The organism is Siccirubricoccus phaeus (genome assembly GCF_008360935.1).
In the GTDB taxonomy this organism is placed as follows: domain Bacteria; phylum Pseudomonadota; class Alphaproteobacteria; order Acetobacterales; family Acetobacteraceae; genus Siccirubricoccus; species Siccirubricoccus phaeus.
This window is the reverse complement of sequence record NZ_SRXO01000004.1, coordinates 237,636-262,189: the sequence shown is the minus strand read 5'-3', so window position 1 is coordinate 262,189 and position 24,554 is coordinate 237,636. Positions and strand designations below refer to the sequence as shown.

Genomic DNA, 24,554 nt, shown 5'->3' with positions numbered 1-24,554 from the left:
CCTCCAGCCGCGCCGTCGGGGCGGCCCGCGCAGCGCAAGCCAGGCCCATCGGCAGAATGGCCCCGGGCTCGGACGTCACCCGGCGGTCGGCCGTTTCGCAGGGGCGCGGCCGCCCGGCCGTGGGAACCACGCCGGGACAGCCGCCGCGTAGCGGTCGTACTCGGCCCCGAACTCCCGGCGCGCCTCCCTCTCCTCCGCGCGGGCGAGGTGGACGTACATGCCGACCAGGACCGGGAACATCAGCAGGGTCAGCAGCGTCGGCCACTGCAGGAGGAAGCCGAACATGATGGCGATGAAGGCGACGTACTGCGGGTGCCGGAGACGCTCGTACGGGCCCGTCGTCGCCAGCCGGTGCGCCCTCTGCGCCCGGTAGAGCACCTTCCAGGCCGAGGAGAGCAGGACGAAGCCGCCGCCGATGAAGGCGTAGCTCAGGATGTGCAGCGCGCCGGAGTGCGGGTCGCCCTCGAGGCCGAAGACGGTCCACCAGAGGTGCCCCGCGTCGTGCGACAGCAGGTCCACCCCCGGGTGGCGCGCCTGCAGCCAGCCGGAGAGCAGGTAGATGGTCACCGGGAAGCCGTACATCTCGGCGAACAGCGCCACGACGAAGCCGCTGAAGGCGCCGAAGGAGCGCCAGTCCCACGGGGTCCGCGGCTTGCCGAAGCTGAGCGCGAAGACGATGAACACCAGGGAGTTCAGGGCGACCAGGGTCCAGAGGCCGTAGGCGGGGGCGCCGTGCGTCATGACACGCCGCCCTGGGGCTGCTCGCGCTCGGCACCCGCCCCCTCGCGACTGCCTGCCTCCTCATGTCTGTCGTGGTCGCCATGGCCATGGTGCATGAACAGGTGCATCAGGGGGCAGGCCAGGAGCAGCAGGTAGGGCAGGGCGCCCAGGAGGTGGGCCGTGTGCTCGGTCAGCAAGTAAAAGGCGCCGACCGCGAGGAAGCCCAGGAGGACGACGCCGCCCCTCGTGCGCCACAGTGGGACATGTGGGCGGGTTTCCATTCGGATCCTCCTGTTCTCCTTTTGGCAGATTGCAGCATCGTTGCGCGCCGTTCTTTGCGGTGGATCAATGCCGGGATTGAACTCCGGCATTCCTCAGCACCTGATCTTTACAAAACATTGCTGCGCTCCCGTTGCGCCTTCCCGTCGGCATGGAGCGGACGGCAGAGTCCGATGCGCGCCTGAAGCAAGTGCAGGCGCCATGAGCCCCGTGGCCGGGCGCGCAGGCGCGCCGACGGCACCGGGCATGGAGGAAGACAGTGACTCGCAGGCTTTTCACGACGGCAATCGCGGGCGCGATGGTCGGCGCGCTTTTCGGGGGCGCGGCGCTGGCGCAGCCGACGCTCAATCCGCAGGGCGGCGGCAACGTCGAGATGGACCACAGCCGCATGGGCGGTCCACAGCGGCAGGGCCAGTCCCCCAGCGGCCCCGCGCCGTCGCTGAAACCGCAGGGTGGTGGCAACGTCGAGATGGACCACAGCCGCATGGGCGGGAGGCACATGGGCGGTGGCACGCCATCCATCGACCCCAAGGGCGAAGGCACGAGTGGCGCCGAGATGACGCACCCTGGTAACCCTGGCACGGGGCACGGCCACGAGCAGGGCAGACAGCAGCGCCGATAGGCGATTTCCGGACGGGAAGCCGCGTGGCGCGACGGCTTCCCACCGGGCCGGTGCAGGCGCCTCATACCGGCGAGCCGCGATACTGACCCTCCCACTGGTTCGCCACCGCGCCAAGGACGTTCATGGCGCGATACCACTCTCCGCTCACAGCCGTGGGTCATGGCATCTGCTTAGCGGTATCACACCAAGTCCGGCTGATCGTCTCAGCAAGACGGATAGGCACCGTCAGCGTCACTGACACTGGGCTACTGGGAGCCTGCGCTGGCGCCCCCCGGTCCGGGGATCATCGCGCGCTTCGGGCAAGCCGTGTTTGTCAAAGCGCCGCTGGAGACCTCTTGCACGCCGGATGGCCACGCTCACCTCCTGCACGCGCGGTCGCCAGATCTGTCCGGGCCCGTTTATGACAAAGCATTGCTGAGGGCCGCTTCGGAAGCCGCGGCCAGCGGCACATGCGTGAAGTTGCGCCGGGTCAATGCGCGTGTGGCCGCCGCGGAAGCATGATCCCAGGAGCCAGGGTGGCGACGACACCGTAGGCGTGGCGGCGCCGGTGCCCATCACGAACAAGGCCGACGCTGTCGGCTGGCGGTTCAGGCGCAGCCTTGACCTTCCCATGGTTGGAAGCCCCACCTTGGGTTCCTGACACCCAAACGGGCCTGCGGCGTTGCGGGCCAAACCGGAGGCGACAGGCATGAGCGGCCAGCAGGGCAGACATGGACACGAGGGGCACGGACACGATCACCACGCCGGGCACCACCACGGCCATGGTCATCATGGCCATGGGGAAGCGGCGGTGGCCGATGCCGCCCTGGTCACCGACCCGGTCTGCGGCATGAAGGTTGACCCGGCCACCTCGGAGCACCGGGCGGAACACCACGGGCAGACCTTCCACTTCTGCTCGGCCGGGTGCCGGGCGAAGTTCGAGGCCAACCCGGAGAAGTACCTGAAACCGGAGAAGGAGGCCGCGCCGACGGCGGCGCAGAAGGCCGCCATCTACACCTGCCCGATGCACCCGGAGATCCGGCAGCAGGGGCCGGGCAATTGCCCGATCTGCGGCATGGCGCTGGAGCCGCTGGAGGTCACCGCCGAGGCCGCGCCCAACGAGGAACTCGCCGACATGACCCGGCGGTTCTGGGTCGGGCTCGTGCTGACCATCCCCATCGTCGTCCTGGAGATGGGCGCCCACATCCCCGGCCTCGACCTGCACCACCTCGTCTCGCCCACGGCCTCGACCTGGATCCAGTTCCTGCTGGCGACGCCGGTCGTGCTCTGGGCCGGGTGGCCGTTCTTCGTGCGCGGTTGGCAGTCGGTCGTGAACCGCAGCCTGAACATGTTCAGCCTGATCGCGCTCGGCACCGGCGCGGCCTACCTCTACAGCGTCGTCGCCACCCTGGCGCCCGGCGTCTTCCCTGAGGGCTTCCGCGGACCCGACGGCACGGTCGCCGTCTACTTCGAGGCGGCCGCGGTGATCACCGTCCTCGTCCTGCTCGGGCAGGTGCTGGAGCTGCGGGCGCGCGAGCGGACCGGCGGCGCCATCCGCGCCCTGCTGAACATGGCGCCCAAGACCGCCCGCCGCATCCGCGCGGACGGCTCGGACGAGGAGATCACGCTGGCCGAGGTGCATGTCGGCGACCGGCTGCGCGTCCGCCCGGGCGAGAGCGTGCCGGTGGACGGCGAGGTGCTGGAGGGGAGCGGCGCCGTGGACGAGTCCATGGTCACCGGCGAATCCCTGCCGGTGGAGAAGGCGCCCGGCGCCAAGGTCATCGGCGGCACGGTGAACGGCACCGGCTCGCTGGTCATGCGGGCCGACAAGGTCGGCTCCGACACCATGCTCTCGCGCATCGTCGCCATGGTCGCCGAGGCCCAGCGCAGCCGGGCGCCCATCCAGCGCATGGCCGACACCGTGTCCGGCTACTTCGTCCCGGCGGTGATCGCCGTCGCGGCGCTGGCCTTCGTCGCCTGGGCGGTCTGGGGCCCGTCCCCCGCGCTCTCCTACGGGCTGATCGCGGCCGTCTCCGTGCTCATCATCGCCTGCCCCTGCGCCCTGGGGCTGGCGACGCCCATGAGCATCATGGTCGGCGTCGGCAAGGGCGCGGGCGCCGGTGTGCTCATCAAGAACGCCGAAGCACTCGAGCACATGGAGAAGGTGGACACGCTGGTGGTGGACAAGACCGGCACGCTGACCGAGGGCAAGCCCAAGGTGGTGGCCGTGGTCCCGGCGCCCGGCCTGACCGAGGACGAGGCGCTGCCGCTGGCGGCCAGCCTGGAGCGCTCCAGCGAGCACCCGCTGGCCGCCGCCATCGTCGCCGCGGCGCGCGAGCGTGGGGTGGAGATGCAGGAGCCCGCCGACTTCGCCTCTGTCACCGGCAAGGGCGTGACCGGCACGGTGGACGGGCGTCGGGTCGCGCTCGGGAACGCGCGGCTGATGCAGGAACTCGGGGTGGAGCTGGGCGACCTCGCCGCCCGGGCCGACGAGCTCCGGCGCGAGGGCGGCACCGCGCTGTTCCTGGCCGTGGACGGCAAGCCGGGCGGCGTCATCGCGGTGGCCGACCCCATCAAGGCGACGACCCCGGCCGCGCTGGAGAGCCTGCGAACCGACGGCATCCACATCGTCATGCTGACCGGCGACAACCGCACCACCGCCGAGGCGGTCGCGCGGAAGCTCGGCATCGATGAGTTCCAGGGCGACGTGCTGCCCGAGGACAAGCACCGCATCGTCCGGGAACTCCGCGCGCAGGGCAAGGTCGTCGCCATGGCGGGCGACGGGGTGAACGACGCCCCGGCGCTGGCCGAGGCCGATGTCGGCATCGCCATGGGCACCGGCACGGACGTCGCCATGCAGAGCGCGGGCGTGACGCTGGTGAAGGGCGACCTCGCGGGCATCGCGCGGGCGCGGCACCTGTCGCGCGCGGTGATGCGGAACATCCGGCAGAACCTGTTCTTTGCCTTCATCTACAATGCACTGGGCGTGCCGATCGCCGCGGGGGTGCTGTATCCGGTCCTCGGCATCCTGCTCAGCCCGATCATCGCGGCCCTGGCCATGGCGCTGAGCTCCGTCTCGGTCATCGCCAACTCGCTGCGGCTGCGGACGGTGCGGCTTGGGTAAGGACGCGACCAAGCCGCGCCGTCGCCGACACCAGGGTGGCCGCACGCCTCGCCATGGCGCGGCGGGGCGCCTTGCCCTGGGTCAGGCTTCCGCCTCCACGACGGCGACGGCGCGTTCCCGTCCGGGCCAGGCGTCGCAGGCGAAGTGGACGACCTGGCCGGGATGGAGCCCTCCGGTTGGCAGGTCGGCGACATGGAGGCCGAGGAGGCCCGGCGTGGTCGGCGTTTCCGACGCCTCCCGCCAGCCGTCGACGCCCCATCGCAGCACCGCGGGCGCCTCGTGCAGGACCCGCAGGGACTGCCCCGCCCGGATCGTCGTCACGGGCATTCGCTGCGACCAGTGCGCGGAAGTCGGGCGCGGCCTGCGCCCCGCGTAGCGCAACCACACCGCCTCCGGCCTGTCCACCGGGCGCTCCTCCCGCAGGCTGACGGCCAGCTTGACGAATTCGGCGTGCGCCCAGACCAGCGGCATCGCCGAGCCGGAGGGGCGGCCGGGATGGAGGCCCTCCCGCGGCCGCGGGTCGCCGTCCCACACCTGCTCCGGGATCAGGCCCAACCGGCCGCTGACGGCGGCCATGGTGCGGAGGTAGGGCTCGGCGTCCTCGTGGGCGAGGAGCGCGTAGTGGCCGCGCTCCCCGGCCAGCAGCGGCCAGGGCCGCCCCTGGCCGGTCCCGTCGTACGGCCGCCCGTCCAGGTGCTCTCCGTAGCCGTCGCCGACATACCGGCGCCAGAGCGGCCCGCTTGGTGTCTCGGCCCGCAACAGCGCGTCCACGAGCGCGACGCTGTTCCGCACCAGCGGATCGTCCGGCCGCCGGAGCCCGAAGCGCACGAGTTGCAGGAAGTCGGTCGAGATCTGCTCCGCGGCCGGGAGGTTCGGGTCACGGTCACGGTTCTTCAGCGGCACGACGTCCTGGAGCGCCGCGCGGTCCGAGATGACGCGGGCCGGGGCGACCCGGACGTAGTAGGCGCCGACCCCGTGCTCGCGCGAGAGCCTCGTCCCCTCGACCCCGCACCACTCCTCTATGTGCGCGTTCCAGTCGTCGGCCAGGATGAGGACGTCGCCCCGCTCGGACTCGTCCAGGAACCCGGCGCCGCAGACCAGCGCCGCAATTGCGACGGCCAGCGTGAAGGTGTTGATCCCGGCCGTCTCCTCCCAGCGATCCTGGTCCGTCGCGGGCCCCTGCCGCACGATGAAGGCCAGCGCCCGGCGCACCATGTCGCGCGCCTCGATGCCGCCGAACGCGTCGTGCTCGGCGAGGGCCGCAGCGAGCAGGACGGGGAAGGCCACCTCGTCGAGTTGGATCCCGCACCAGCGGGGCGTACCGCCAAGCCACTGGTTCTGCGCCCAGCGACCGTCCTCAAGCTGGGTCGCGATCAGGTAGCGCATGATGTCCCGCGCCTCCTCGGCCGCCCCGAGTTCCAGGAGAGCCCCGGCGCTTTCCACGAGGTCGCGCGGCCAGACGAGGTGGTAGCCGCCGACGTCGTCCGTGGCGTTGCCCCAGGGGATGCTGAGGCTGGCCACCATGGCGCCTGGGTAGGTCTTGTCCTGGTGCGCCTTGAGCACCATCGCCGAGAGATGGACCTGCTCGTGGAACTCGCCCGGAAGACCCTGGGCATGCGCCATTTTCGTGTGCCAGGCCTGCCAGGCGCGCACCTGCTCGCGCCAGACCGCCTCGAAGGGCTGGACCAGGGCCGAGATGGCGAGCGTCGCCGCCGCCTGCTGGCCGCTGCCGAAGCCAAGGGCCAGCACGGAGCGGCGCGGCAGCTTGCCCATGAGCGCGACATTGCCTGGTCCGGCACGGTCATAGGTCCAGGTCATCGTGCCGTTGCGGGCGAAGTCCTGCCAGCCATCGCTGACCCCGACGCAGCCAGCGCCCGCCATGCGCCACGCGTCCCGCTGGCTGGCGTCGGCCGCCGCGAGGGCCAGGGCGAAGGGGCCCTGCTCGGCGCAGAGGACCACCCGGCCGCGGCTGGTGAAGACCTCGGCCCGGTTGCCCCGGCCGGTGCCGCCGAGGTGCGGCGCGAGCAGCGCGTAGGGCGCCAGGTCGCCGTCGCCGGTGAGTTCCACCTCGATGAGCAGGACATCCCGTTCGGGGTCCGGCGTGATGCGCAGCGCGAGCTCGAAGCGGCTGTGCCGGTGCAGGACCTGCACCGCGGGGATGCCCGGCCCCGGCGTGGAGATCGTGTAGTCGACGCCACGCTTCACCTCGCTCCAGAAGCCCCGGCCGTCGGCGACGATGAAGCCGAGGTCGCGGATCTGCGGGATGTCCACCCGCGGCCAGTAGACCTCGTTGACGATGCCGTGGCCCACCGTAAACCACAGGCGCGCCGGGCCGAGGCTCGTCCCGACCATGTCCTTGTCGCTGCTGGTCCAGGTCGGCGGTATGCCGGGCACGCCGGGCGCTTCCATGGTGTCTCGCGTCCTATCCGGTCAGCTGTCGCTCATTCGCAGAGGCACCAAGAGGAGGGTGTGGACCCACGGTTGGGAGCGGTTCGTGCCGCTCCAGGCCGGACACGTCGGCGGCTCGGCGCCTGGGTTTCCGGAGACGTCCCGGACACGCCTCCGGACTGCCGCACGAGAGGCGGGCTACGCCACCGGGCGCGGGCCGTGGCGCCAAGGCCGGGCGCCAGCACGAGGCCGGTGCGGCGAATGGGCCTGGTGTCGACCATCCGGTGCGTCTCCTCCGTCACGGTTCCCGCCGCCGATGGGCGGTGCCCGTCGAGGCGCCCCACCGGCATCCGGGGTTGGTGCCGTCGCTCATGGGGAGGACGGCCTCCACCTCGAACGTCCGGGCGCCACGCCGAGGCGGCGCGGCCGAGTGTTTCAAAGTATGTAAGCGATGCCGGGCCGCCGGGGCGCTTGACCGTCCTGCGGGGGAAGGCCGCACGGCCCCGGCGGCCCGCATCGCGGACGGAGGGGAAGATGCCGCCCTCCCCGAACCTGGAGGAGCGGGCCCTGGCCGGGGGCGGTCGGAGGCAGCCGAGCACCCGCTGCGCGCCCTGGCGGCGCTCTGCGGGGACGCCTCGCCGGGAACGCTCCTGGCGAATGCTTGCCCTGCCGCCGTCGTGTAGTCGGCTCCGGAGTGGCTCCGCCGTGGTGCAGGGGATTCCCGCAGACCGGCCACTCAGGGCGACATCGTCCCTTCCTGGCCCGGGTGATCGGCCGGGATGCGGTACAGCACGAACAGCCGGTTCTCGAAAACCCGCTCGAGCCGGTTTCGCAGCCTCGGCATGATCTCCGCGACCTCATCGTCGTAGATCGGTGCCTTCGCCTCCACCATCCAGCCCGCCCTGCGTTGCCGGACGAACTGCCAGAATTCCTCCTCCGTCGGATTCAGCGGTGGGTTGGTCGCCCGGCGCTGGCCGTAGAGCGCGACGACCGTCGGCTTGGAGCAGAGCACCAGGGCGTCGGGCGCCACGCGGGTCCGTATCTCCTGGAAAAGCTCCGCGGCTTCGGCGTCGTCCACCGATGCCGTGTACTCGAGGCTCCGCTCCGGGAACTGGGGCATGTAGAGCAGCGCCACGGTCACGGCGACCGCCGCCGCCTTGAGGGGAGTGCCGAGCCGGGGCCAGGGCCATTCCTGCGCTCCGAGAAGGAAGTAGAACACGAACAGTGGCAGGATCGGCAGCGCGTAGCGGGCGGGCTCCAGGGAAACGGGGTAGAGCAGCAGCGCGCCGATATAGAGCAGCAGGAAGGCCTCGAACACAGTCAGCCGCCGCCGCACCGCCCGCACCACGCCGAAGGCCGACAGGGCCAGCACCGCGCCGAAGGCCGCGACCTGGACGGGCGTCCAGTGCCCGCGGCCGCCGCGAAGGAGCTCCGCCGCGGCGCCGATGTAGTCCTTGCTGGCGATGAGCGTCCTGCGGGCGATCGCGGCGACCATGCCGCCGGACGAATCCCCGAAGTATAACACGTAGGTCCCGAGGTCGGCCGGAAACATCCGGCTGATCAGGCCGATCTCCGCCGCCGCCAGCAGCAGGAGGACGACGCCGTAGTGGCGCAGCCGGGTGAATCGCAGGATGCAGATGGCGGCCACGGCGGCGAGGAGCACCATGCCGATCGCCCGCACCTCATAGGCCGCACCGAGCGCGAGCCCGCTCGCCATGGTCCACAGCCAGGGGGCGAGGCGACGAGACGACCCGCCGATGGCCACGATGTCCAGCCTGTCGAAGGCGAAGAGGCCGACATAGGCGAACAGCATGAAGGCGAATTCGGAGAAGAGGACGTTCTTGAACTCCCAGACGAACGGGTTCAGGCCAAGGACCGCGACCAGGGCAAAGACCCACACCTCCTCCAGCCTCGAGGCAGAGAAACCTGCCACCACGACCAGGGTGATCACGTAGCAGGCGGCGATGACCGTCTTCATGGCGACGTAGTCGACGCCGAACATGCCGATCACCGGTGCCAGGAGAAGCGGCAAGCCGGGTGGGTACGCCGCCGGGTGGATGGCGTTCGCCGGATTCACCACATAGCCGGTGGAAGCATAGCCCTGGCCCTGGATGATGTTCAGCGCGTTGAGGATGAAAAGCTCTCCGTCGCCGTCCCAGGGCTGCCCGGATTTGACATCCAGCAGAAAGAAGGCTCCGGTCAGGGCCAGGAGAAGCCAACGCCACACCCGAAACGGCACCGTGGCGGTGCGGCGCTGTTTGCGCGGTTCTCTGTCGTCGGGCACTCGTGTCCGTTGTTCGTGCTGGAGTACGGAGGAACTCATCGCACTAACACTCCGCCGAGGGGCCGTTGCGTAGAGCCGGAAGTCTCCTTGCCTGCGGCGATTGTCCGCAATTGAGGTTCTCGTGCTGCGGGTCCCCAGCAACACAATGACACAATGTCCCAAGTAGGGGCCGTTGCGTCGGGCACCTGGGTAATTTCGTCCGGTGAGCCGCGGCGACCTTGGGAAGGAGTGCGATGCCGGGCTCGCGGCGCGGAAAATGGTGGCGTCGCTTTCCCCCCCGAAGGCGCCTCCACAGGCGCAGGCGCGGACCCGCACGGCGCTCCTGCGGCCGCCATCGCTCGGCCTTCTCCAGGAAGGCCGTCCAGCTGACGGCGCCATGGCCCGGGGGAGGGGCAGGCGGACGTCGACGAGCCCATGCAGCGTCCGCAATGCCCGGATCCGGCTGGCGGGGCCAGTGCGCTCGGTGGCCAGCTTGGTGCGCTCTCGGCTTTGACGCCGCACGTCCTCCTGCCTGCGGGAGGGGACGGCGGCCGTCCGGCAGGCGTTCTGCTCGCCCCTGAGCCAGGACGCCAGCGCGCCCAGCAGCATGGCCATGTCGAGCCGGTCGGTCTTCGCCCGCGATCCGCGTGGGACCGGGATGCCCGAGGGGTGGACCACGTAGGCTTACATGCCATTTCGGCACAACCACCGGGCCAGGCTGGCGGTGCGGACCGCGAGGGTCGTGGGCGATGGCCAAACCTACGATCAGGCCTGCACTGCGGGCGGCGACCAGCACGGATTGCAGGACGGCCGACGTCTACCTCCCGACATGGGCTTGCTGATGCGCCAGGCCAGCCGCGTAGCCTGCGGGGTGCGCGGCATTGACCGCGTGACCTGTGGCATCACCTCGAGGCCGCCCGGCACCATCGAGTGGGAGTAACCGAGTCGGACGAGATGGGGGCGGGGCCACGGTCCCGCCCGCTCACCCCTGATCTGGGTACGCACATGACCTGGGCATGCGCACTCCCGTCGTTCGGCGCGATTGGGACGCCCCGCGCGAAGGCCCCGCGACGCCGGATCGATCAGGCGAAGTCCCAATCCGAGCTGGATTTCGCTGCGGCAGCCGTGCTGTCCATGCCGTTCGCGTCCCAGCTGCCTTCCTCGACCGTCTCCTCCTCCAGCTTCGAGCCCTTCAGGGGCTTGTAGCTGACCTCGTACACCGTGATCGAGGTGTCCTTGTTGCTGTTCATGATGCTGAAGGTCATGTTCACCCCGCCATTCGCGTAGTCCTCGGCGATGTTGGTGGTGTAGCTGCCCCAGTTCTTGCCGTCGACGTAGAAGGTGGCCTTGCCCGGTTCCCACTTGAGCTCGTAGGTGTGGACCAGGTCCTCGTTCACGCCGTTGTAGTATTTCGAGCGCCAGACATCCTTCCCGTTCGAGCCCTTGTGGTGAATGGTACCGTAGGGGCGGCCGTCGATGAACTCGACCAGGTCCATCTCCGGCCCCGGCCACTTGTCGTCGCCGGGCCACAGCAGCCCCGCGGGGCCGGGTTCGTCCGCCCCGTTCAGCTTCGCGACGATCTTGTAGGTGCCGTAGCCCTGGCCTGCGGCGGCGCCCCAGGGCTTCTGCATGATGCCGCTGTTGCCGCTGACCGTGACCTGGCCGGGTACGCTGGTGTCGATGCCCTTGCCCCAGGTGTGGTTGAGTGCTCCGATTCCGTTGTTGAAGCTTTCGTAGAAGGCCTTGCTCAAAAAAATAGTCTCCCGGATTGGAGGCGTCGTTATGAGCGGGGCAGCCTGGCAAGCGTCGATGGCGCACAACCGGACTGCAGCTGGAGATCGCGTGTCCCCGTACTTTCCCTGACTTGCGTCGCGCACTGACGCGAAGGTCGGTGGCGCGCCCGGTTAACCCCACGCGGATGTGCAGTACAAGCATTGAACTTGACACACGTTTCTGCTTCGCAAATGTGAAATCGGCTCGGAGCCTAGCGAATTTGCTGATGAGTTTGCCTGCGGAATACTTGGAGAATGATCTTGCGCTGCGCGCTTTGCGGCAGCGAAGCTTGGCTCCACGGCAGTCGGACTCCGCCGGATAGGCGAACGAGCGTGATGTATCAGACGGCCGGATGCATCGGACTGGCGCCTTTCGGATCGGTAATGCCTGCGAGTTTTTCCGTCGCGCGGCAGGTGCTCGACACGCATCGCGCCATTCGTGCGCGGGGCGGACTCATCCACTCGATCTCGACGGCCACGCCGGATGGCGCTGCCGGATGCGCGCGGTATCCGTTCTCGCCTCCATGTCATGCCTGCCGCATCGCTGCCGCCGCGGTGCCCGGAGTGAGGAGAGGGTGCGTCTCATTGCATTGAAGTCGGAAGGTGGACCCGCTGGCGCGCAGCACGGCATGGCCGCTGCCGCAAAAGCCTGCCTCGGCTTCGCCTTGTTCAGTTTGCATAATTGCCAGGGCACCGCGTTGGCGCAGGCGCTCGGCGCCACCTCCGCGAGGCAGGTTCGGTTCGTGGCGGTCAGCGCGCAGCCGCGCACCGCGACGGAACTCAGTCCCTCGGAATGCTCCCACGCCGGTGCCGTCATGGGACGGTTTGGAGATGGCATTGATTATCTTCGGAGTGGTGGCGGCATCAGTTCAGGCGGCGAGGTCTGTCATCCCAGCAGCGAAAAACGGTGGTGTGCGCCACCACGACACTGCGGTCGGCGAGCGTCAGTTCGAGGTCGCGGTAGCTGATCGGCAACAAGGGCTGGGATGGCCGGATCGTGCCGAGGCCCGGCCGTGCTGGCGCAGGGGTCGGCAGGCGCTGAATCGGATCCTTTCGGCAGCCCGCCAGTGGGGGGGCGAGGCATCAGCGATGCCTCGCCCTGTATCAGAACCCGTCCGGAAACTCGCGGAGGGTCTGGGCTTGCCGGATCAGGCCCACGGATAATCTGACTGGTGTTGGTCGAACCCCTTGACGACGCTCTCCTCGATCTGCTCGACACCTTTAAGCGTTATCATGTTGTCCTTGCCCCAGGTAATAACGACGTCGCCGTCGTGGTTGCCGTTGTAGTCGATCTCGAACTTGTAGTCGTTTTCGATCTTGATGGCGTCGTGCTTGTCATCGAAGCCCTTGATGGTGTCGTCACCGCCGGACTTGCCGCTGAAGACGAATTTTTCGTCCTTGCCATCGGCAAAGTAGTACTGGTCACCTGGCTTGTCGTGCACGACTTTTGCCGGGTGGCCGTCGTGCTGGTCCTTCCCGCCGTGGAGGTCCTTCTCGCCCTTGTCGCCCTTGTCGTCCTTCACGGGCTGCTCAGGCTTGTCGCCCTTGTCGCTCTTGTCGCCCTTGTCGCCCTTCACGGGCTGCTCGGGCTTCTCGCCCTTGTCGCCCTTCACGGGCTGCTCGGGCTTCTCGCCCTTGTGGTCCTTGTCGTCCTTCACGGGCTGCTCGGGCTTCTCGCCCTTGTCGCCCTTGTCGTCCTTCACGGGCTGCTCAGGCTTGTCGCCCTTGTCGCCCTTGTCGTCCTTCACGGGATACTCGGGCTTCTCGCCCTTGTGGTCCTTGTCGCCCTTCATGGGCTGCTCAGGCTTCTCGCCCTTCGCGGGCTGCTCGGGCTTGTCGTTCTTCGTGGGTTGCTCGGGCTTCTCGCCCTTCATGGGCTTTGTGGGCTGCTCGCCGCCACCTGCTGGCTTGTAGCTGTTAGTCACCTTGTCATCCTCATGGGAAGGCGGCGGTGTAAGAATGCCCATGCAAATCTCCTCAATGACGAAACCATGAACCAGGGACCAAAGAAAATATGCGTCCTCGTATCATCCGGTGGGCGATCCCGGTTCATGCGGAAAGAAATGCCAGGAACCGGATGGGCGCTACGCAAGAGAAGGCGATTTCTAATTGGCATTACTTACGAATTCGAATAACTTTCCCTGCCATTTTACTGGGTGCGGAGTTCTGGAGGTAAGAACAAGTCAAGGCGTCTAATTTGAATTCAGCGTAAGGCCCATTCAAAAAGGTATTGAGGCTTTGGACCCGCTTGCGTTTTTCTGGGCGGCAGCCATGCCGGGTGACCGTGCACGTGGATGCCGGGACATCGTCGCGCCGCGACGCGGCGCGGGTTGCGCTACGACAGCGACCTGACGGACACGGCGTGGGCGCTGACGGTGCCGCCGATCTGGCCTACGGCGCGTGGCGCCCGGCGTGCCGCGGGCGGCGGCCTTGCTCCACCCCATGCTCGCCATCCTGCTCGGCCCGATCGCCGCCGCCTTGGCATGGCGCTCGGCTCGGTCTCGGTCATCGCCAACTCGCCGCCGTTGCGGACGGTGCGGTTCCAAGCCGCAGGGTTCGGGCAGCCGGGGGCGGCTCCGGCCGCTCCCCGCCTCCCGTCAGTGCCGTGCTGCCCCGCGCCGCCGGATGTGGCGCCCGCGGTGCCCGCGTGGGGATGCATCTGGTCGCGGTGCGCCATCGTCGCCTGCATGTCCGGGCTCATAGCGGCGCCCGGCCGCATCTGCTGACGCATCTCGGCGCAGTGGGCGGCCATCTGTTGCATGTTCATGCCGGACACGTCGTGGCCGTGCATGCCCCCCATCGCACGCTTGTCGTGGCGCTGGTGGGTGCCCGTCCCCGACATGCTGCCGGTCTGCTGGGGCGGCGGGGGGCTCGGCTGCTGGGCGCAGGCCGCGAGCGCGAGGCCGGTGCGGCGAAGTGTCCTGGTGTCGATCATCCGGTGCGTCTCCTCATTGCGGCCTCCGGCGCTGCCGATGGACCGTGTCTGCCGCCGCGCCGCGCCGCACCGGCGCCCGGGGTGGGCGGCGGCGGGAGGCGCGACGGACTTTCCACGGGGAACGCCCGGCGGCCAAGCCGAGACGGCGCGACCGAGTATTTCAAAGTATGTATGCGGCCGTGGGCCGCCGGGGCGCTTGACCTTCCCACGGGGGAAGGGCGCAGCGTTCGCGCGCCCCACATCCGTCGACGGAGGAGGAGATGCCGTCACCCCCGAGCCTGGAGGAACAGATCCTGGCGGCGCTCGAGCGGGCCCTGGCCGAGGGCCGGTCGGAAGTTGCCGAGCACCTGCTGCGCGCCCTGGAGGCGCTTTGCGGAGACGCGTCGCCGGGAACACCCCTGGCGGACGCCTGCCTCGCAGCGATTGGGGCGCGCGCGCCGGAGCGGTCTCGCCACTGAGGGCGGCAGACAGTCGAGATGCGAGCTGGAGAGGGGGGGGGGGAAGTGGTGCCCCTTGACGGGCTGGCTCAGGGGCGAAGCCGACCCCCGGGCCATCGGGAGGCGGGAGGAGCCGCAGGAGACGGCAACCAACATGGACGGGGCCCGCGACCCGGACACGAAGCTGCCCTTCCGGGACGGCAAGGCTGACCATCTGCCGGATCGCCCGCGAGACGGGTGTTGGCGCCGAGACGATCCGGTTCTACGAGCGGCGGCGCCCAGTGGAGCAGGCGCCCAGGTCGGAGGGCGGGCCTATGCGTGTACCCGACCGACGTGGTCGAGCGCATCTGCCTCATTGAGGACCTAGGGGTTCGGGGATGCATAGAGCGCCTCGACGATGGGGCAGTCCGGCACCGAGCCGCCCTGGCACCGCGACGCGACCTCGCTCAGGGTCCGCTCCAGCCGCTGGAGATCGGCGATCTTCCTCCGCACCTCCTCGAGGTGCTCGAGGGTCACGGCCTGGACGTCCGAGCACGAGCCGTGGCCACCGTCGACGAGCCTCAGGAGGCTGCGGACCTCGTCGAGGCTGAAGCCCAGCTCGCGGCTCCTCCGGACGAAGGTGAGCCGGGCGACGTGCGCGGGCCCGTACACCCGGTGCCGCCCCTCCGTCCGCCCGGGGGCGGGTAGCAGGCCGACCTTCTCGTAGTACCTGATGGTCTCGATGTTGACCCCCGTCCGCAGGGAGAGGTCGCCGATCGAGATGCCTTGCCGCTTGCCGTCCACCGCCATCTCCTCAGGGGTACAGATTCCCTCTTGAACCTGTAGTTACTACAGCTCCTATCTTGGTCTCAGATGACGAAGAAGGCCAAGCGGCCATGAGTGACCAAGCGGAAAGGGGCGCCCTCGCCCCCAGGGCAACGAAGGAGCGGACCAGGGACGGAAGGAGGGCGCCGACGGTGCTCCTGGCCGTCGGGGGGCTGCTGGCCGCCCTTGGCTCGGCGAGCTGCTGCCTGCTGCCCCTCGGCCTGTTCCTCGTCGGCGTCAGCGGCGCCTGGATCGGCAACCTGACCGCCCTGGCGCCCTACCAACCGATTTTCCTGGCCGCTGCACTGGCCTGCCTCGCGGGCGGGTTCTTCGCGGTCTACCGCAAGCCCAAGGCCGCGGCCTGCGCCGAGGGTTCGTACTGCGCGAGGCCCGCCTCCAATCGCATCGCCAAGGTCGCCCTCTGGAGCGCGACCATCCTCGTCGCGGCGGCTCTCGCCTTCCCCTACGCCGCGTCGATCCTCCTGTAGCCGTCCCGGAAAGGAAGCCGGATATGAAGCCGATCACCCGCGTCGCCGCCGCCCTGGGTCTCCTCCTGGCCACCGGCGCCGCCGCCTCCGCCGCCGAGCGGACCGCGACCCTCGAGGTGCAGAACATCTCCTGCGTCACCTGCGCCCCCATCGTGAAGCGAACCCTTTCCCGCGTGCCCGGCGTAAGCCGGGTGGCGGTCGCCGAAGGATCCGGGACGGCGACCGCGACGGTGACCTTCGATGACGCGCGCACCGATGTCGCGGCCCTGGTGCAGGCGACGACGAACGCCGGGTTCCCGTCGCGGGCGGTGCAGTAGGCCCTGGGCGGCCCACTGGCGTCGGCGCTCCGCTTAGGCCGCCAGACCAAGGAAAAGCAAAGGAATTCCCGTGAACTTCTTCGCACCGCAGCCCGCCCAGCACGACTGCTGTGGGGCCAAGCCGGGCCGAGGCGAGCGCGCCCCGGATCTCGTTGTCATTGGCGCTGGGTCGGCGGGCTTCGCCGCGGCGATCCGCGCCTCGGAGCTTGGCGCCAAGGTCGCGCTGGTCGGCGAGGGGGCCATCGGCGGCACCTGCGTCAACATCGGCTGCGTCCCGTCAAAGGCGCTCATCAGGGCGGCGGAAACGCTGCACCAGGCCCGCGCCGCCTCGCGTTTCGCCGGGATCACCGCATCGGCGCGGCTGGAGGACTGGAAGGCCCTCGTCGCGCAGAAGGACGAGCTGGTCGCCAGCCTCCGGCAGGTGAAGTACGCCGATCTCCTGCCGGACTACCCGGGCGTCTCCTACGTCCCGGGGCGGGCGCGCCTCACCCCGGACGGCGCCGTCACGGTCGGGGACGCGGCCTACCGGCCCGGCAAGGTCATCATCGCCATCGGGACGTCGCCCGCCGCACCGGCGATCCCCGGGCTCGACACGGTCCCCTGGCTCACCAGCACGACGACGATGGAACTCGAGGCGCTTCCCGCCTCGCTCCTGGTGATCGGCGGCGGCGTCATCGGCTGCGAGCTCGGGCAGATGTTCGCCCGCTTCGGCGTGCGCGTGACCATCGTGTGCCGGTCCCGGCTGCTGCCCGGCGCAGAGCCGGAGGTGAGCGCGGCGCTGGCCGACTACCTCCGCGCCGAAGGCGTCGATGTCCGCTGCGGGGTGGCCTACGAGGCCATCCGGCAGGCCGGGGGCGGCGGGGTCGAACTCGTTGTCCGGGGTGCCGATGGCCGGGCCATGACGCTCCCGGCCGAGCGCGTCCTCGTGGCCACCGGCCGGAAGCCGAACACTGCCGGGATGGGCCTGGAGGAGGCTGGCGTGGCGCTGGACGCGCGCGGCGCCGTCCAGGTCGACGACCGGATGCGCACGGCGCGCCCGGGGGTCTACGCGGCGGGCGACGTCACCGGCCGGGACCTCTACGTCTACATGGCGGCCCACGGCGGCAAGGTCGCCGCGGAGAACGCGCTCGGCGCCGACGGCGCGCCGCGCTACGACGCCACGGCCATGCCGGAGGTGACCTTCACCGACCCGCAGGTCGCGAGCGTCGGCCTAACCGAGGCAGCAGCCCGGCGTGCGGGCCTGGAGGTCGAGGCCAGGGTCGTGCCGCTCGACCAGGTGCCGCGGGCGCTGGCCGCCCGGGACACTCGGGGGCTGATCAAGCTCGTGGCGGAGCGCGGCAGCGGTCGGCTCCTGGGCGCGCACATCCTGGCGCCGGAGGCCGGAGACAGCATCCAGACCGCCGTCCTGGCGGTGAAGCGCGGGCTGACCGTGGCCGACCTGTCGGCGACGATCTTCCCCTACCTGACCACGGTCGAGGGCCTGAAGCTGGCGGCGCTGAGCTTCTCCAAGGAGGTCGGGAAGCTGTCCTGCTGCGCGGGCTAATGAGCGCTGCCAAGCGGCTCCTTTCGGGCTGGCCACGCCCGCCGGTGATCGCCGCTCCGTGTTACCTGGCCTCTTCCATGGACGATGCGGCGTTCCGGATGGGGCTCGCTGAGGCGTGGTTCGCGGCCGCGCCGCAATGGCAAGCCGATGTCAACATGGCCGGGCTTGGCCCTCGTACATGAAGGTCAGCGGCTTCGGACCCGGGAGGTAGCCAGTCCTCAGGTCATCCAATCGGAACCCCGCCGCCTGGACGAGGTCGTCCACCTTGCGGTTCAGGTGGCAGCCCCCGGCGACCCGCTTCCAGGCGGGCGTGAGACGGTTCTGCCACCAGCGCACGCCCGGGTCGGGCGCGAGGCCGTGCTCCACGAACAGCAGCCTGCCGCCGGGCCGCAGGACGCGGCGCGCCTCCCGCAGCACCCGGACGGGGTTGCCGACGCTGCACATCGTCCAGGTGGCCACCACGGTGTCCACGCTGCGGTCGTCCAAGGGCAGCCGCTCGCCCGCCGCCTCGACGAGCTCGACGGGGATGCGGCCGCCCCGGGACCGTGCCTCCGCCATGCGGAGCAGCGCGGGCGACGGGTCGACGCCGACCACCAAGGTGACGTCCGGGCCGTAGAAGCCGAGGTTCAGGCCAGAGCCGATGCCGAGCTCCAGCACCCGGCCCGAAGCGGCGCGCCCGACTCGCTGGCGGAAGGGCACGAGCTCCCGGTTCCGCATGGCCAGCGCGAGAAGACGGGGCAGGATGAAGCGATCGTATGAGGCTCATGCGTCCTCGACTCATCCGGTCAGCGGCCCGAGAGCGGTTGCTTCACGAACGCCGCGGCGCCGAGCGCCAGCGGTACGGTGACAGGAAGCCACACCAGCACCGTGTCCCGCTTGACCGAATTGCGGTGTTCGGCCGGGCGCGGCCGATTGGCGGTTGCGGCCATCTGCACGCGGTCACCTGGCCGCCTCGCTTTCGAGGCGGCTCCGGCGCTCCTGGAGGTCACGTTCGCGTTCCGGCCAGGTGCTCTTGATGAACGCGAGGGCCGCGCGGATCTCGGCGTCCGAAAGCACGCCCCCGAAGCCCGGCATGTCGCTCTCGTAGCCGCCGCCGACGATGGCGGCCGTGCCGTCCCGGGTGATCCGGAACAGTACGTCGTCCGCATGGTGCCAGGTGTGCCCCGAGGCGTCGTGCGGGGGCGCGGGCAGCCTCCCGTCGGGCCTGCGCGATTGCCAGTCCGGCTGGCCCTCGAGGTTCGCGCCGTGGCAGCCCGCGCACCGCTCGCCGTAGACGCGGCGGCCGAGGGCGACCTGCGCCGGATCGCTGGGATCGATCGCGGTCGATGCCGGGCCCGGCCGACCATGCCCCGGGAGCAGCGCCGCGCCGCCCACCGCCGCCGCGAACAGAGTGATGGCAGTGGCGAGCAGCACAGGTCGCCGCCGCCACGTCCCCTGACCTCGTCTCGTCACCGCTTGCCCCCCAACAGGTACTTCACGAGCGCCGCGACGCCGAGGACCAGCAGGATGAGAATGAGGAGCCACACGAGGCCCATGCCCCACATCATTCCGGCCATGCCGTCCATCATGCCCTGCATCGCGGCCTCCCTCCTGCCCACAAGGGAAATCGCACGGACCCTGCCGCCGCGCTCAGCCGCGGTCGGGAGCGGGCGCCCGGCGCCGCCACTGCTGGTTCGGTCGCCCGCCATGCTCACCGCCCGGCATGCCCTGCATCATCCTGCCGCACATCTGCGCCATGTCGCCCCGGCCCATGCGGCCGCCCATCATCCCGGAGCCGTTCATGTGAGGGCGCCCCGTCATGCCGCCGTCACCACGTTGGGCGAGCGCCGGGACGGCGAGCGCGGCGGCCCCGAGCAGGGCGGAGGCCGCCAGCAGGTGCCTCGAAATCCTTGTCATGGTCTGCCTCCCTCAGTTGCCTCGTGCCTGAATCCCGGGGGCGCGGTTCTGCATCTGCGAGGTGGACGCGGCCCCGCGCGGCATCGTCCGGGCTTCGCCCGCGTGGCACGACTGGCCTGACTTCCCGGACATGCACAGGCCCAGGGCGCACATCGCGGCGCAGGGAGCCAGGGTGACCAGGATCGGGGCCACGCCGATGGCGGTGAGCCAGGTCCATTGCGAGGCCAGGCCCGCCGCCACGACGGCGAGCCCGAGCACGGCCAGTGCGCGCCGCCCGCGCAGCACCGGCGGGAGGCGGTCGCCGAAAGCGCGGAACGGCGAGCGCGCTTCAACGAGGTCCGATTGGGTTGTCATCGGCGAACCCCCCTCAGATCGCCATGTAGACGCTGATGCTGCCGTCCTTGGCAACGGCGCGGATCGTGAACGGCTCCTGCTTCCTTCCCCCCATTCCCGGCGAGCCGAGAGGCATGCCCGGCAGGGTGATGGCGCGCAGCGGCGGCCGCTCGGCCAGGAGCCTGCGGATGGCCTCCACGGGGACGTGGCCCCCGACGACGTAGCCTTCGACAACGGCGATGTGGCAGCCATCCAGCTCCTCGGGGATACCCGCCTCGCGGCTCAGCGTCGCCAGGTCGTGGGTCGGCCGGACGTCGACGGCGAAGCCGTTCCGCCGGAGGTAGGCCGCGTAGTCCTCGCAGCAGCCGCATTGCGGGCTCTTGTGGAGCGTGACCTGCGTGGGCGCCTCCGCCAGCGCGGGCAGCGGGAGGCAAAGGGCCGCAAGCAGGGTGGCGCGGCGGGAGAGTGAGGTCATCGTCGGTTGTCCTTTTTTTGGGTTTCGGGTTTGGGTTTGGCTTCCGGGCTGGGTCAGGCCACCCGCAGCACGCCCATCAGGCCGCTGACCTCGTGGTCCATGACGTGGCAGTGCAGCATCCAGGCGCCCGGGTTGTCGGCGACGAAGGCGACCTCCACGGTCTGGCGCGGCTCGACCAGCACCGTGTCGCCCCATTCCGCCCCGGCCACCGCGGTGCCGTTCCGCGTCAGCACCCGGAAGCTGTGGCCGTGCAGGTGCATCGGGTGCCACCAGGCGGTCTCGTTGCGGAGCGACAGCACGCAGGTTCGGCCGCGCGCGAGGCTCAGCAGCGGCGGCATGTCCGTGTCCCCCTTGCCGGTCATGGACATGCCGTTGATGGCCCAGGCCGCCCCGCGCATGCCCATCATGCCCATGCCGCCCATCATCCCGCCCTGGAGAACGAGCTCGTGCCGCTCCGCCGAGGCCAGGTCCGGCTCGGGCAGCGGGTTGGGCGGCAGGCGCACCGGGGCGTCGAGGGCATGGTCGCGCAGCGGCGCGGCGCGCTCGTAGGCGAGGGCGACGAGCTCGTAGGCGAGGCGGTCGTAGAAGTCGTCGATGACGGCGTGGCGGCTCCCCGGCTTGCCCGCCATGTCCAGGATGACGTCGGCGCGCATGGCGGGGCCGAGCAGCAGCCGCCCGCCTACGGGCTCGTGCGGCGCGCAGGGCTGTCCGTCTAAGGCGACCACGACGGGCCGGTGCCCCTCGAACCGCAGCGCCACAATGCGCGCGGTCGCCGCGTTGACGATGCGCAGCCGCACCCGCTCGCCCGAGCGGACGCGCACCGCGTCGGGCACCCGGCCGTTGACGGTGACCGTGTTGCCGAGGCGGCCCGCCATCGCCGTCTCCATGCGGCCGCCGAACCCCGGCGCGACCTGGGCGTCGCGCGTCAGGCGCCAGTCCTGGATGACCCAGACCAGCTCGCGGTCCACCCGGGGTGGCTCGGCCTCCTCGACGATGAGCGCCCCGGCCAGCCCGCGGCCCTGTTGCACCAGGCTGTTGTCGTGTGGGTGGTACCAGAAGGTCCCGGCGTCCGGTGGCGTGAACTCGTAGGCGAAGCGCCCGCCGGGCCGGATGGGCGGCTGGGTCAGCCCGGGCACGCCGTCCATGGCGTTGGGCAGGCGGATGCCGTGCCAGTGCACGGTCGTGCTCTCGTCCAGGCGGTTCTCGACGACGGCACGGAACCGCACGCCCTGGCGAACCCGCAGCACGGGCCCGGGGACCGAGCCGCCATAGGCCCACACGGCCGTGGCGGGGTGGTCGTCGCCGACCATCGGCGCGTGGGCCGGTGCGGCGGTCAGCCGCAGGGAAACGGGCGCGCTCGTGGCAGTTGCGGCATGTCCCTTGGCGGGAAGCCCACCCGCCAGCGCGAGGGCACCGCCCGCCTTCCAGAATTGCCGCCGGGTGAGCTCCGGCGGTGTGTTGATTGGCATGATCCCTGTCCTCCTCATGCCGACGCGGCCCGCGCGAGGGCGGGTGCGCGGCGCGGGCCCGGTGGAGGCCGGACCCATGGAACTCAGGCCGCGGCCCGCAACGGCGGGCGGCGGTTAGACGAGGGGGAGCGGTCTAGGCGGGAAGGGGTCGGGCGGGAGCGTCCTGCCCCGTTGTCTCGCGGGCGCCCGCGCCGCGTACTCGAACGCGACGGCCACGGGCGCGCCCAGGACCGTCGGCGCCGTCAGGCCGACGACGGCACCCGAGCAGGCGAGGGCACTACAGGGCATCGTCTTGGTGCCGCCGTCGCCGCCAGGCGCCTTGGCCGGGCAGTCGCCGCAGGGCTGGCCGGGACCTCCGGCCATCATGGCGCCGCCGGGCATGGGCATCGCCGACGCAGCCCCCGGCAGCGCCGTCGCCAGCACGAAGGCGAGGGCGGTCAGGACCAGCAGCAGGCGCCTGAGGACGGGCATGCCCATGGCCGCACGATATGTCCCTCGGCGTTTGCCCTGCAAGGTCATGCCCGCCCGGCCCCCCTCACCGCGGCGACACCAGGTCGGCCCCGCGGGCGCGCCGGAGCGCGTCCAGCACCGCCTCCCGGGTCAGGACCTCGGACAGGACGATGCCCCGCGGGGCGCCGGGGCCGTAGACCGCGTTGAAGGGGATGCCGAAGCGGTCGTTCCTGGCGAGGTAGTCGGAGACCCGGACGTCCGGGCGGGTCCAGTCGGCCCGCATGGCGACGACGCCAGGCTCGGCCAGGGCTGCCGCCACCTCGGGCCGCTCCAGGACCAGGGCGTCGTTGACCTTGCAGTTGGCGCACCAGTCCGCGGTCACGTCCACGAGGACCACCTTGCCCTCGGCCACCAGGCGCCGGAGGGCCACCTCGTCGAAGGGCGCCCAGGCCGTCGCCGCTGCGCTCGGCGGAGCCGCCCGAAGCACGACGGGCGCGGCTCCGGCCCCCGCGAGGGCGAGGACAACCACGGCCGCGGCGGCGGGCGGGCCGATCCGCGGGCGCAGCACCAGCGCCCCGGCCAGCACCGTCAGCGCGACAGCCACCGCTACCGCGGCCTCCCAGGAGGTCTGGGCGGCCAGCACGGCGAGGAGCCAGGCGGCCGTCCCCGCCAGGGCGACGGCCAGCACGCGCCGGAGCGCGATCATCCACCGGCCCGGCTTCGGCAGGAGGCGGACGAGGCCGGGGAAGGCGGCGCCCAGGAGGTGCGGCGCGGCCAGCCCCGCCCCCAGGGCGCCGAAGATGGCCAGGATCTCGGCCGGGCCCCGCGCCAGCGCGAAGCCGACGGCCGTGCCGACGAAGGGGGCGGAGCACGGCGTCGCCAGCACCGTGGTGAACGCCCCGGCGGCGAAGCTGCCCGCGAGCCCGTCCCCGCCCGCGCGGCCCATCGCGGTCGCCAGGCGCGACGGCAGCGGGATCTCGAGCAGCCCGGCGAGGCTCGCTGCGAAGACGGTGAGGGCGGCCGCCATCGCCACGAGGAAAATCGGCTGCTGGAACTGCATGCCCCAGCCGACGGCGAGCCCAGCGGCCTTGAGCCCGGCCAGCGCGCCGCCGAGGGCGAGCATGGAGGCGACGACGCCCGCCGCCGTGGCCAGGAAGCCGAGGCGGACCTGGCGGCGCGCCCGCCCGTGGTGGCGCAGGGCGGCCATCAGCTTGAGGCTGAGCACCGGCAGGACACAAGGCATCAGGTTGAGGACCAGGCCGCCGAGCAGCGCCAGGCCCAGGAACGGCAGCAGGCCGCCCCACGCCGTTCGCGCGGCGCCCGCCGCGACCGTGCCCCGGATCTCCGCCGCCCGCGGACCGTCCAGCACGGTCACGGTGACGCCGGTGCCCGGCATGCCGACGGCGTCCGGCCCCGAGGTCACGGGCAGCCGCGCCGTCGCGGTCCCGCGGTCGGGGGCGAAGGAAACCTCCGGCTTGCCGAAGGTCCACCTGTCGCTCTCGACGATGACGTCCGGCGCCGAGAGCGGCTGCCTGGAGGAGAGCCTGACCTCCAGGGCGGCCGGGTTCCCGGGGACGGCGGCGACGCCGTCCACCGCGAGCCCGGACCGCGAGCCGTCGTCCGGCACCTGGGCCTCGTGGCGGGCGATGAGGTTGGCCGCCTCCGGGTCCACCACCGCCGTACCCGCGGGCAGGTCGAGCGAAAGCTCCAGGCTCCTCGGGACGCAGACGGTGCTGCAGACCAGGATGTCGAGCCTGCCCCGCAGTGCGACCGGCTCGCCTGGCCGCTCGGGTCGGACGGTCAGCGGGAAGACGACCTCGTCGAGGTAGCCGAAGGTCTCGAGGCCGAACAGCGTGAACCGGGTGGGCGCGGGCCAGCGCCACCCCACCGAGGCGATGTTCGCCGAGCCGGACCAGTCCACCGTGGGCGCCGCCCCGGCGTCCCCAGGGGAGCGCCAGTAGGTGTCCCAGCCCTCGGCCAGGGAGACCTGGAGCCCCGCCCTGATCTCCCTGTCGGATCCGGCGGCGTCGGTCGCCGCGAGCAGGCGGGCGCGCATGGTCTCCCCGGACACCCACGGGCCACTCGCGGCCGACGGCGCAGCGGCGGGCCACGCCAGGACAAGGGCGACGAGCGCCGCGGCGAGCAGGCGCAGGCAGCCCGCGAGAGCTTCCGAGAGGGTCCCGAAGCGCTCTTGGCGCCGGGCGGCTTTGGAGAACATGCCAGCCACGCCCGCCGCTCCTCCGATGCTCATGGTCGCCCC

Annotated in this window: 25 protein-coding genes; 7 read left to right on the top strand and 18 right to left on the bottom strand. The window is 71.0% G+C overall.

All coding sequences use genetic code 11. The features are described from left to right. Nucleotides 1–75 precede the first annotated feature (75 nt). Complete coding sequence (locus E5N76_RS07805; protein ID WP_149536720.1) at nt 76–741, bottom strand: methyltransferase family protein; 666 nt, start codon at nt 739–741, stop codon at nt 76–78. Beyond that, entirely contained in the window at nt 738–1,001 is a 264-nt protein-coding gene (locus tag E5N76_RS07800; protein WP_149536836.1) for a DUF2933 domain-containing protein, read from the bottom strand. The genes E5N76_RS07805 and E5N76_RS07800 overlap by 4 nt, the downstream gene beginning before the upstream one ends. Nucleotides 1,002–1,258: 257 nt before the next feature. Here E5N76_RS07800 and E5N76_RS07795 point away from each other — a divergent pair, with 257 nt between their 5' ends. Continuing rightward, a complete protein-coding gene (locus E5N76_RS07795) occupies nt 1,259–1,621 on the top strand; it encodes a hypothetical protein (RefSeq protein WP_149536719.1) in 363 nt (120 codons plus the stop codon). A gap of 790 nt (nt 1,622–2,411) precedes the next feature. Next, entirely contained in the window at nt 2,412–4,724 is a 2,313-nt protein-coding gene (locus E5N76_RS07790) for a heavy metal translocating P-type ATPase (RefSeq protein ID WP_268921293.1), read from the top strand. Nucleotides 4,725–4,805: 81 nt separating this feature from the next. Here the strand turns inward: E5N76_RS07790 and E5N76_RS07785 are convergent, their stop codons facing one another. Both E5N76_RS07785 and E5N76_RS07780 read right to left on the bottom strand, forming a co-directional pair. Further along, a complete protein-coding gene (locus tag E5N76_RS07785; protein WP_149536717.1) occupies nt 4,806–7,133 on the bottom strand; it encodes a glycoside hydrolase family 15 protein in 2,328 nt (775 codons plus the stop codon). Nucleotides 7,134–7,848: 715 nt separating this feature from the next. Continuing rightward, entirely contained in the window at nt 7,849–9,396 is a 1,548-nt protein-coding gene (locus E5N76_RS07780; RefSeq protein WP_149536716.1) for a hypothetical protein, read from the bottom strand. A 667-nt stretch (nt 9,397–10,063) separates the two neighbouring features. Here E5N76_RS07780 and E5N76_RS07775 point away from each other — a divergent pair. Further along, nucleotides 10,064–10,315 (top strand): GMP synthase (glutamine-hydrolyzing), encoded by a 252-nt coding sequence (locus E5N76_RS07775; protein WP_149536715.1) that lies wholly within the window; start codon nt 10,064–10,066, stop codon nt 10,313–10,315. A gap of 142 nt (nt 10,316–10,457) precedes the next feature. Here E5N76_RS07775 and E5N76_RS07770 read toward each other — a convergent pair whose 3' ends face one another. The 3 genes from E5N76_RS07770 to E5N76_RS07755 all read right to left on the bottom strand — a co-directional run bounded on the left by E5N76_RS07770 (nt 10,458) and on the right by E5N76_RS07755 (nt 14,082). Then, on the bottom strand, nt 10,458–11,126 hold the full coding sequence (locus E5N76_RS07770) for a family 16 glycosylhydrolase (RefSeq protein ID WP_149536714.1): 669 nt from the start codon (nt 11,124–11,126) through the stop codon (nt 10,458–10,460). A 1,169-nt stretch (nt 11,127–12,295) separates the two neighbouring features. Then, complete coding sequence (locus E5N76_RS07760; protein ID WP_149536713.1) at nt 12,296–13,114, bottom strand: hypothetical protein; 819 nt, start codon at nt 13,112–13,114, stop codon at nt 12,296–12,298. A 368-nt stretch (nt 13,115–13,482) separates the two neighbouring features. Continuing rightward, a complete protein-coding gene (locus E5N76_RS07755) occupies nt 13,483–14,082 on the bottom strand; it encodes a hypothetical protein (RefSeq protein WP_149536712.1) in 600 nt (199 codons plus the stop codon). A gap of 260 nt (nt 14,083–14,342) precedes the next feature. On the opposite strand from E5N76_RS07755, the gene E5N76_RS07750 reads away from it, so the two are divergent. Further along, nucleotides 14,343–14,540, top strand: coding sequence for a hypothetical protein (locus E5N76_RS07750; RefSeq protein ID WP_149536711.1), 198 nt, complete (start codon nt 14,343–14,345; stop codon nt 14,538–14,540). Nucleotides 14,541–14,882: 342 nt separating this feature from the next. Here E5N76_RS07750 and E5N76_RS07745 read toward each other — a convergent pair whose 3' ends face one another. Next, complete coding sequence (locus E5N76_RS07745; protein ID WP_149536710.1) at nt 14,883–15,308, bottom strand: MerR family transcriptional regulator; 426 nt, start codon at nt 15,306–15,308, stop codon at nt 14,883–14,885. Between the two features lie 167 nt (nt 15,309–15,475). On the opposite strand from E5N76_RS07745, the gene E5N76_RS07740 reads away from it, so the two are divergent. From E5N76_RS07740 to merA, 3 genes are all read left to right on the top strand, one after another. Then, nucleotides 15,476–15,811: a mercuric transporter MerT family protein gene (locus tag E5N76_RS07740; RefSeq protein ID WP_235907607.1), complete on the top strand. Its 336-nt coding sequence runs from the start codon at nt 15,476–15,478 to the stop codon at nt 15,809–15,811. Nucleotides 15,812–15,834: 23 nt separating this feature from the next. After that, nucleotides 15,835–16,128, top strand: a complete 294-nt coding sequence (locus tag E5N76_RS07735) for a heavy-metal-associated domain-containing protein (protein WP_149536708.1) — start codon at nt 15,835–15,837, stop codon at nt 16,126–16,128. Nucleotides 16,129–16,198: 70 nt separating this feature from the next. After that, nucleotides 16,199–17,671, top strand: coding sequence for a mercury(II) reductase (gene merA / locus E5N76_RS07730; protein WP_408021697.1), 1,473 nt, complete (start codon nt 16,199–16,201; stop codon nt 17,669–17,671). Nucleotides 17,672–17,821: 150 nt separating this feature from the next. Here merA and E5N76_RS07725 read toward each other — a convergent pair whose 3' ends face one another. The 10 genes from E5N76_RS07725 to E5N76_RS07690 all read right to left on the bottom strand — a co-directional run bounded on the left by E5N76_RS07725 (nt 17,822) and on the right by E5N76_RS07690 (nt 24,512). Next, a complete protein-coding gene (locus E5N76_RS07725; RefSeq protein WP_149536706.1) occupies nt 17,822–18,388 on the bottom strand; it encodes a class I SAM-dependent methyltransferase in 567 nt (188 codons plus the stop codon). Nucleotides 18,389–18,456: 68 nt separating this feature from the next. Continuing rightward, complete coding sequence (locus E5N76_RS29415) at nt 18,457–18,600, bottom strand: hypothetical protein (protein WP_187830046.1); 144 nt, start codon at nt 18,598–18,600, stop codon at nt 18,457–18,459. 10 nt (nt 18,601–18,610) lie between these two features. Next, nucleotides 18,611–19,084 (bottom strand): c-type cytochrome, encoded by a 474-nt coding sequence (locus E5N76_RS07720; protein WP_408021696.1) that lies wholly within the window; start codon nt 19,082–19,084, stop codon nt 18,611–18,613. Nucleotides 19,085–19,119: 35 nt separating this feature from the next. Then, entirely contained in the window at nt 19,120–19,248 is a 129-nt protein-coding gene (locus E5N76_RS30975) for a hypothetical protein (protein WP_268921292.1), read from the bottom strand. Between the two features lie 52 nt (nt 19,249–19,300). Further along, on the bottom strand, nt 19,301–19,567 hold the full coding sequence (locus E5N76_RS07715) for a hypothetical protein (RefSeq protein WP_149536704.1): 267 nt from the start codon (nt 19,565–19,567) through the stop codon (nt 19,301–19,303). Nucleotides 19,568–19,579: 12 nt separating this feature from the next. Next, nucleotides 19,580–19,921, bottom strand: a complete 342-nt coding sequence (locus E5N76_RS07710; protein ID WP_207791898.1) for a hypothetical protein — start codon at nt 19,919–19,921, stop codon at nt 19,580–19,582. A gap of 13 nt (nt 19,922–19,934) precedes the next feature. Continuing rightward, on the bottom strand, nt 19,935–20,375 hold the full coding sequence (locus tag E5N76_RS07705; protein WP_149536703.1) for a DUF411 domain-containing protein: 441 nt from the start codon (nt 20,373–20,375) through the stop codon (nt 19,935–19,937). 53 nt (nt 20,376–20,428) lie between these two features. After that, complete coding sequence (locus E5N76_RS07700) at nt 20,429–21,844, bottom strand: multicopper oxidase family protein (protein ID WP_149536702.1); 1,416 nt, start codon at nt 21,842–21,844, stop codon at nt 20,429–20,431. A 114-nt stretch (nt 21,845–21,958) separates the two neighbouring features. After that, nucleotides 21,959–22,321: a hypothetical protein gene (locus tag E5N76_RS07695; RefSeq protein WP_149536701.1), complete on the bottom strand. Its 363-nt coding sequence runs from the start codon at nt 22,319–22,321 to the stop codon at nt 21,959–21,961. Nucleotides 22,322–22,379: 58 nt separating this feature from the next. Further along, nucleotides 22,380–24,512: a protein-disulfide reductase DsbD family protein gene (locus E5N76_RS07690; protein ID WP_149536835.1), complete on the bottom strand. Its 2,133-nt coding sequence runs from the start codon at nt 24,510–24,512 to the stop codon at nt 22,380–22,382. Nucleotides 24,513–24,554: the final 42 nt, after the last annotated feature.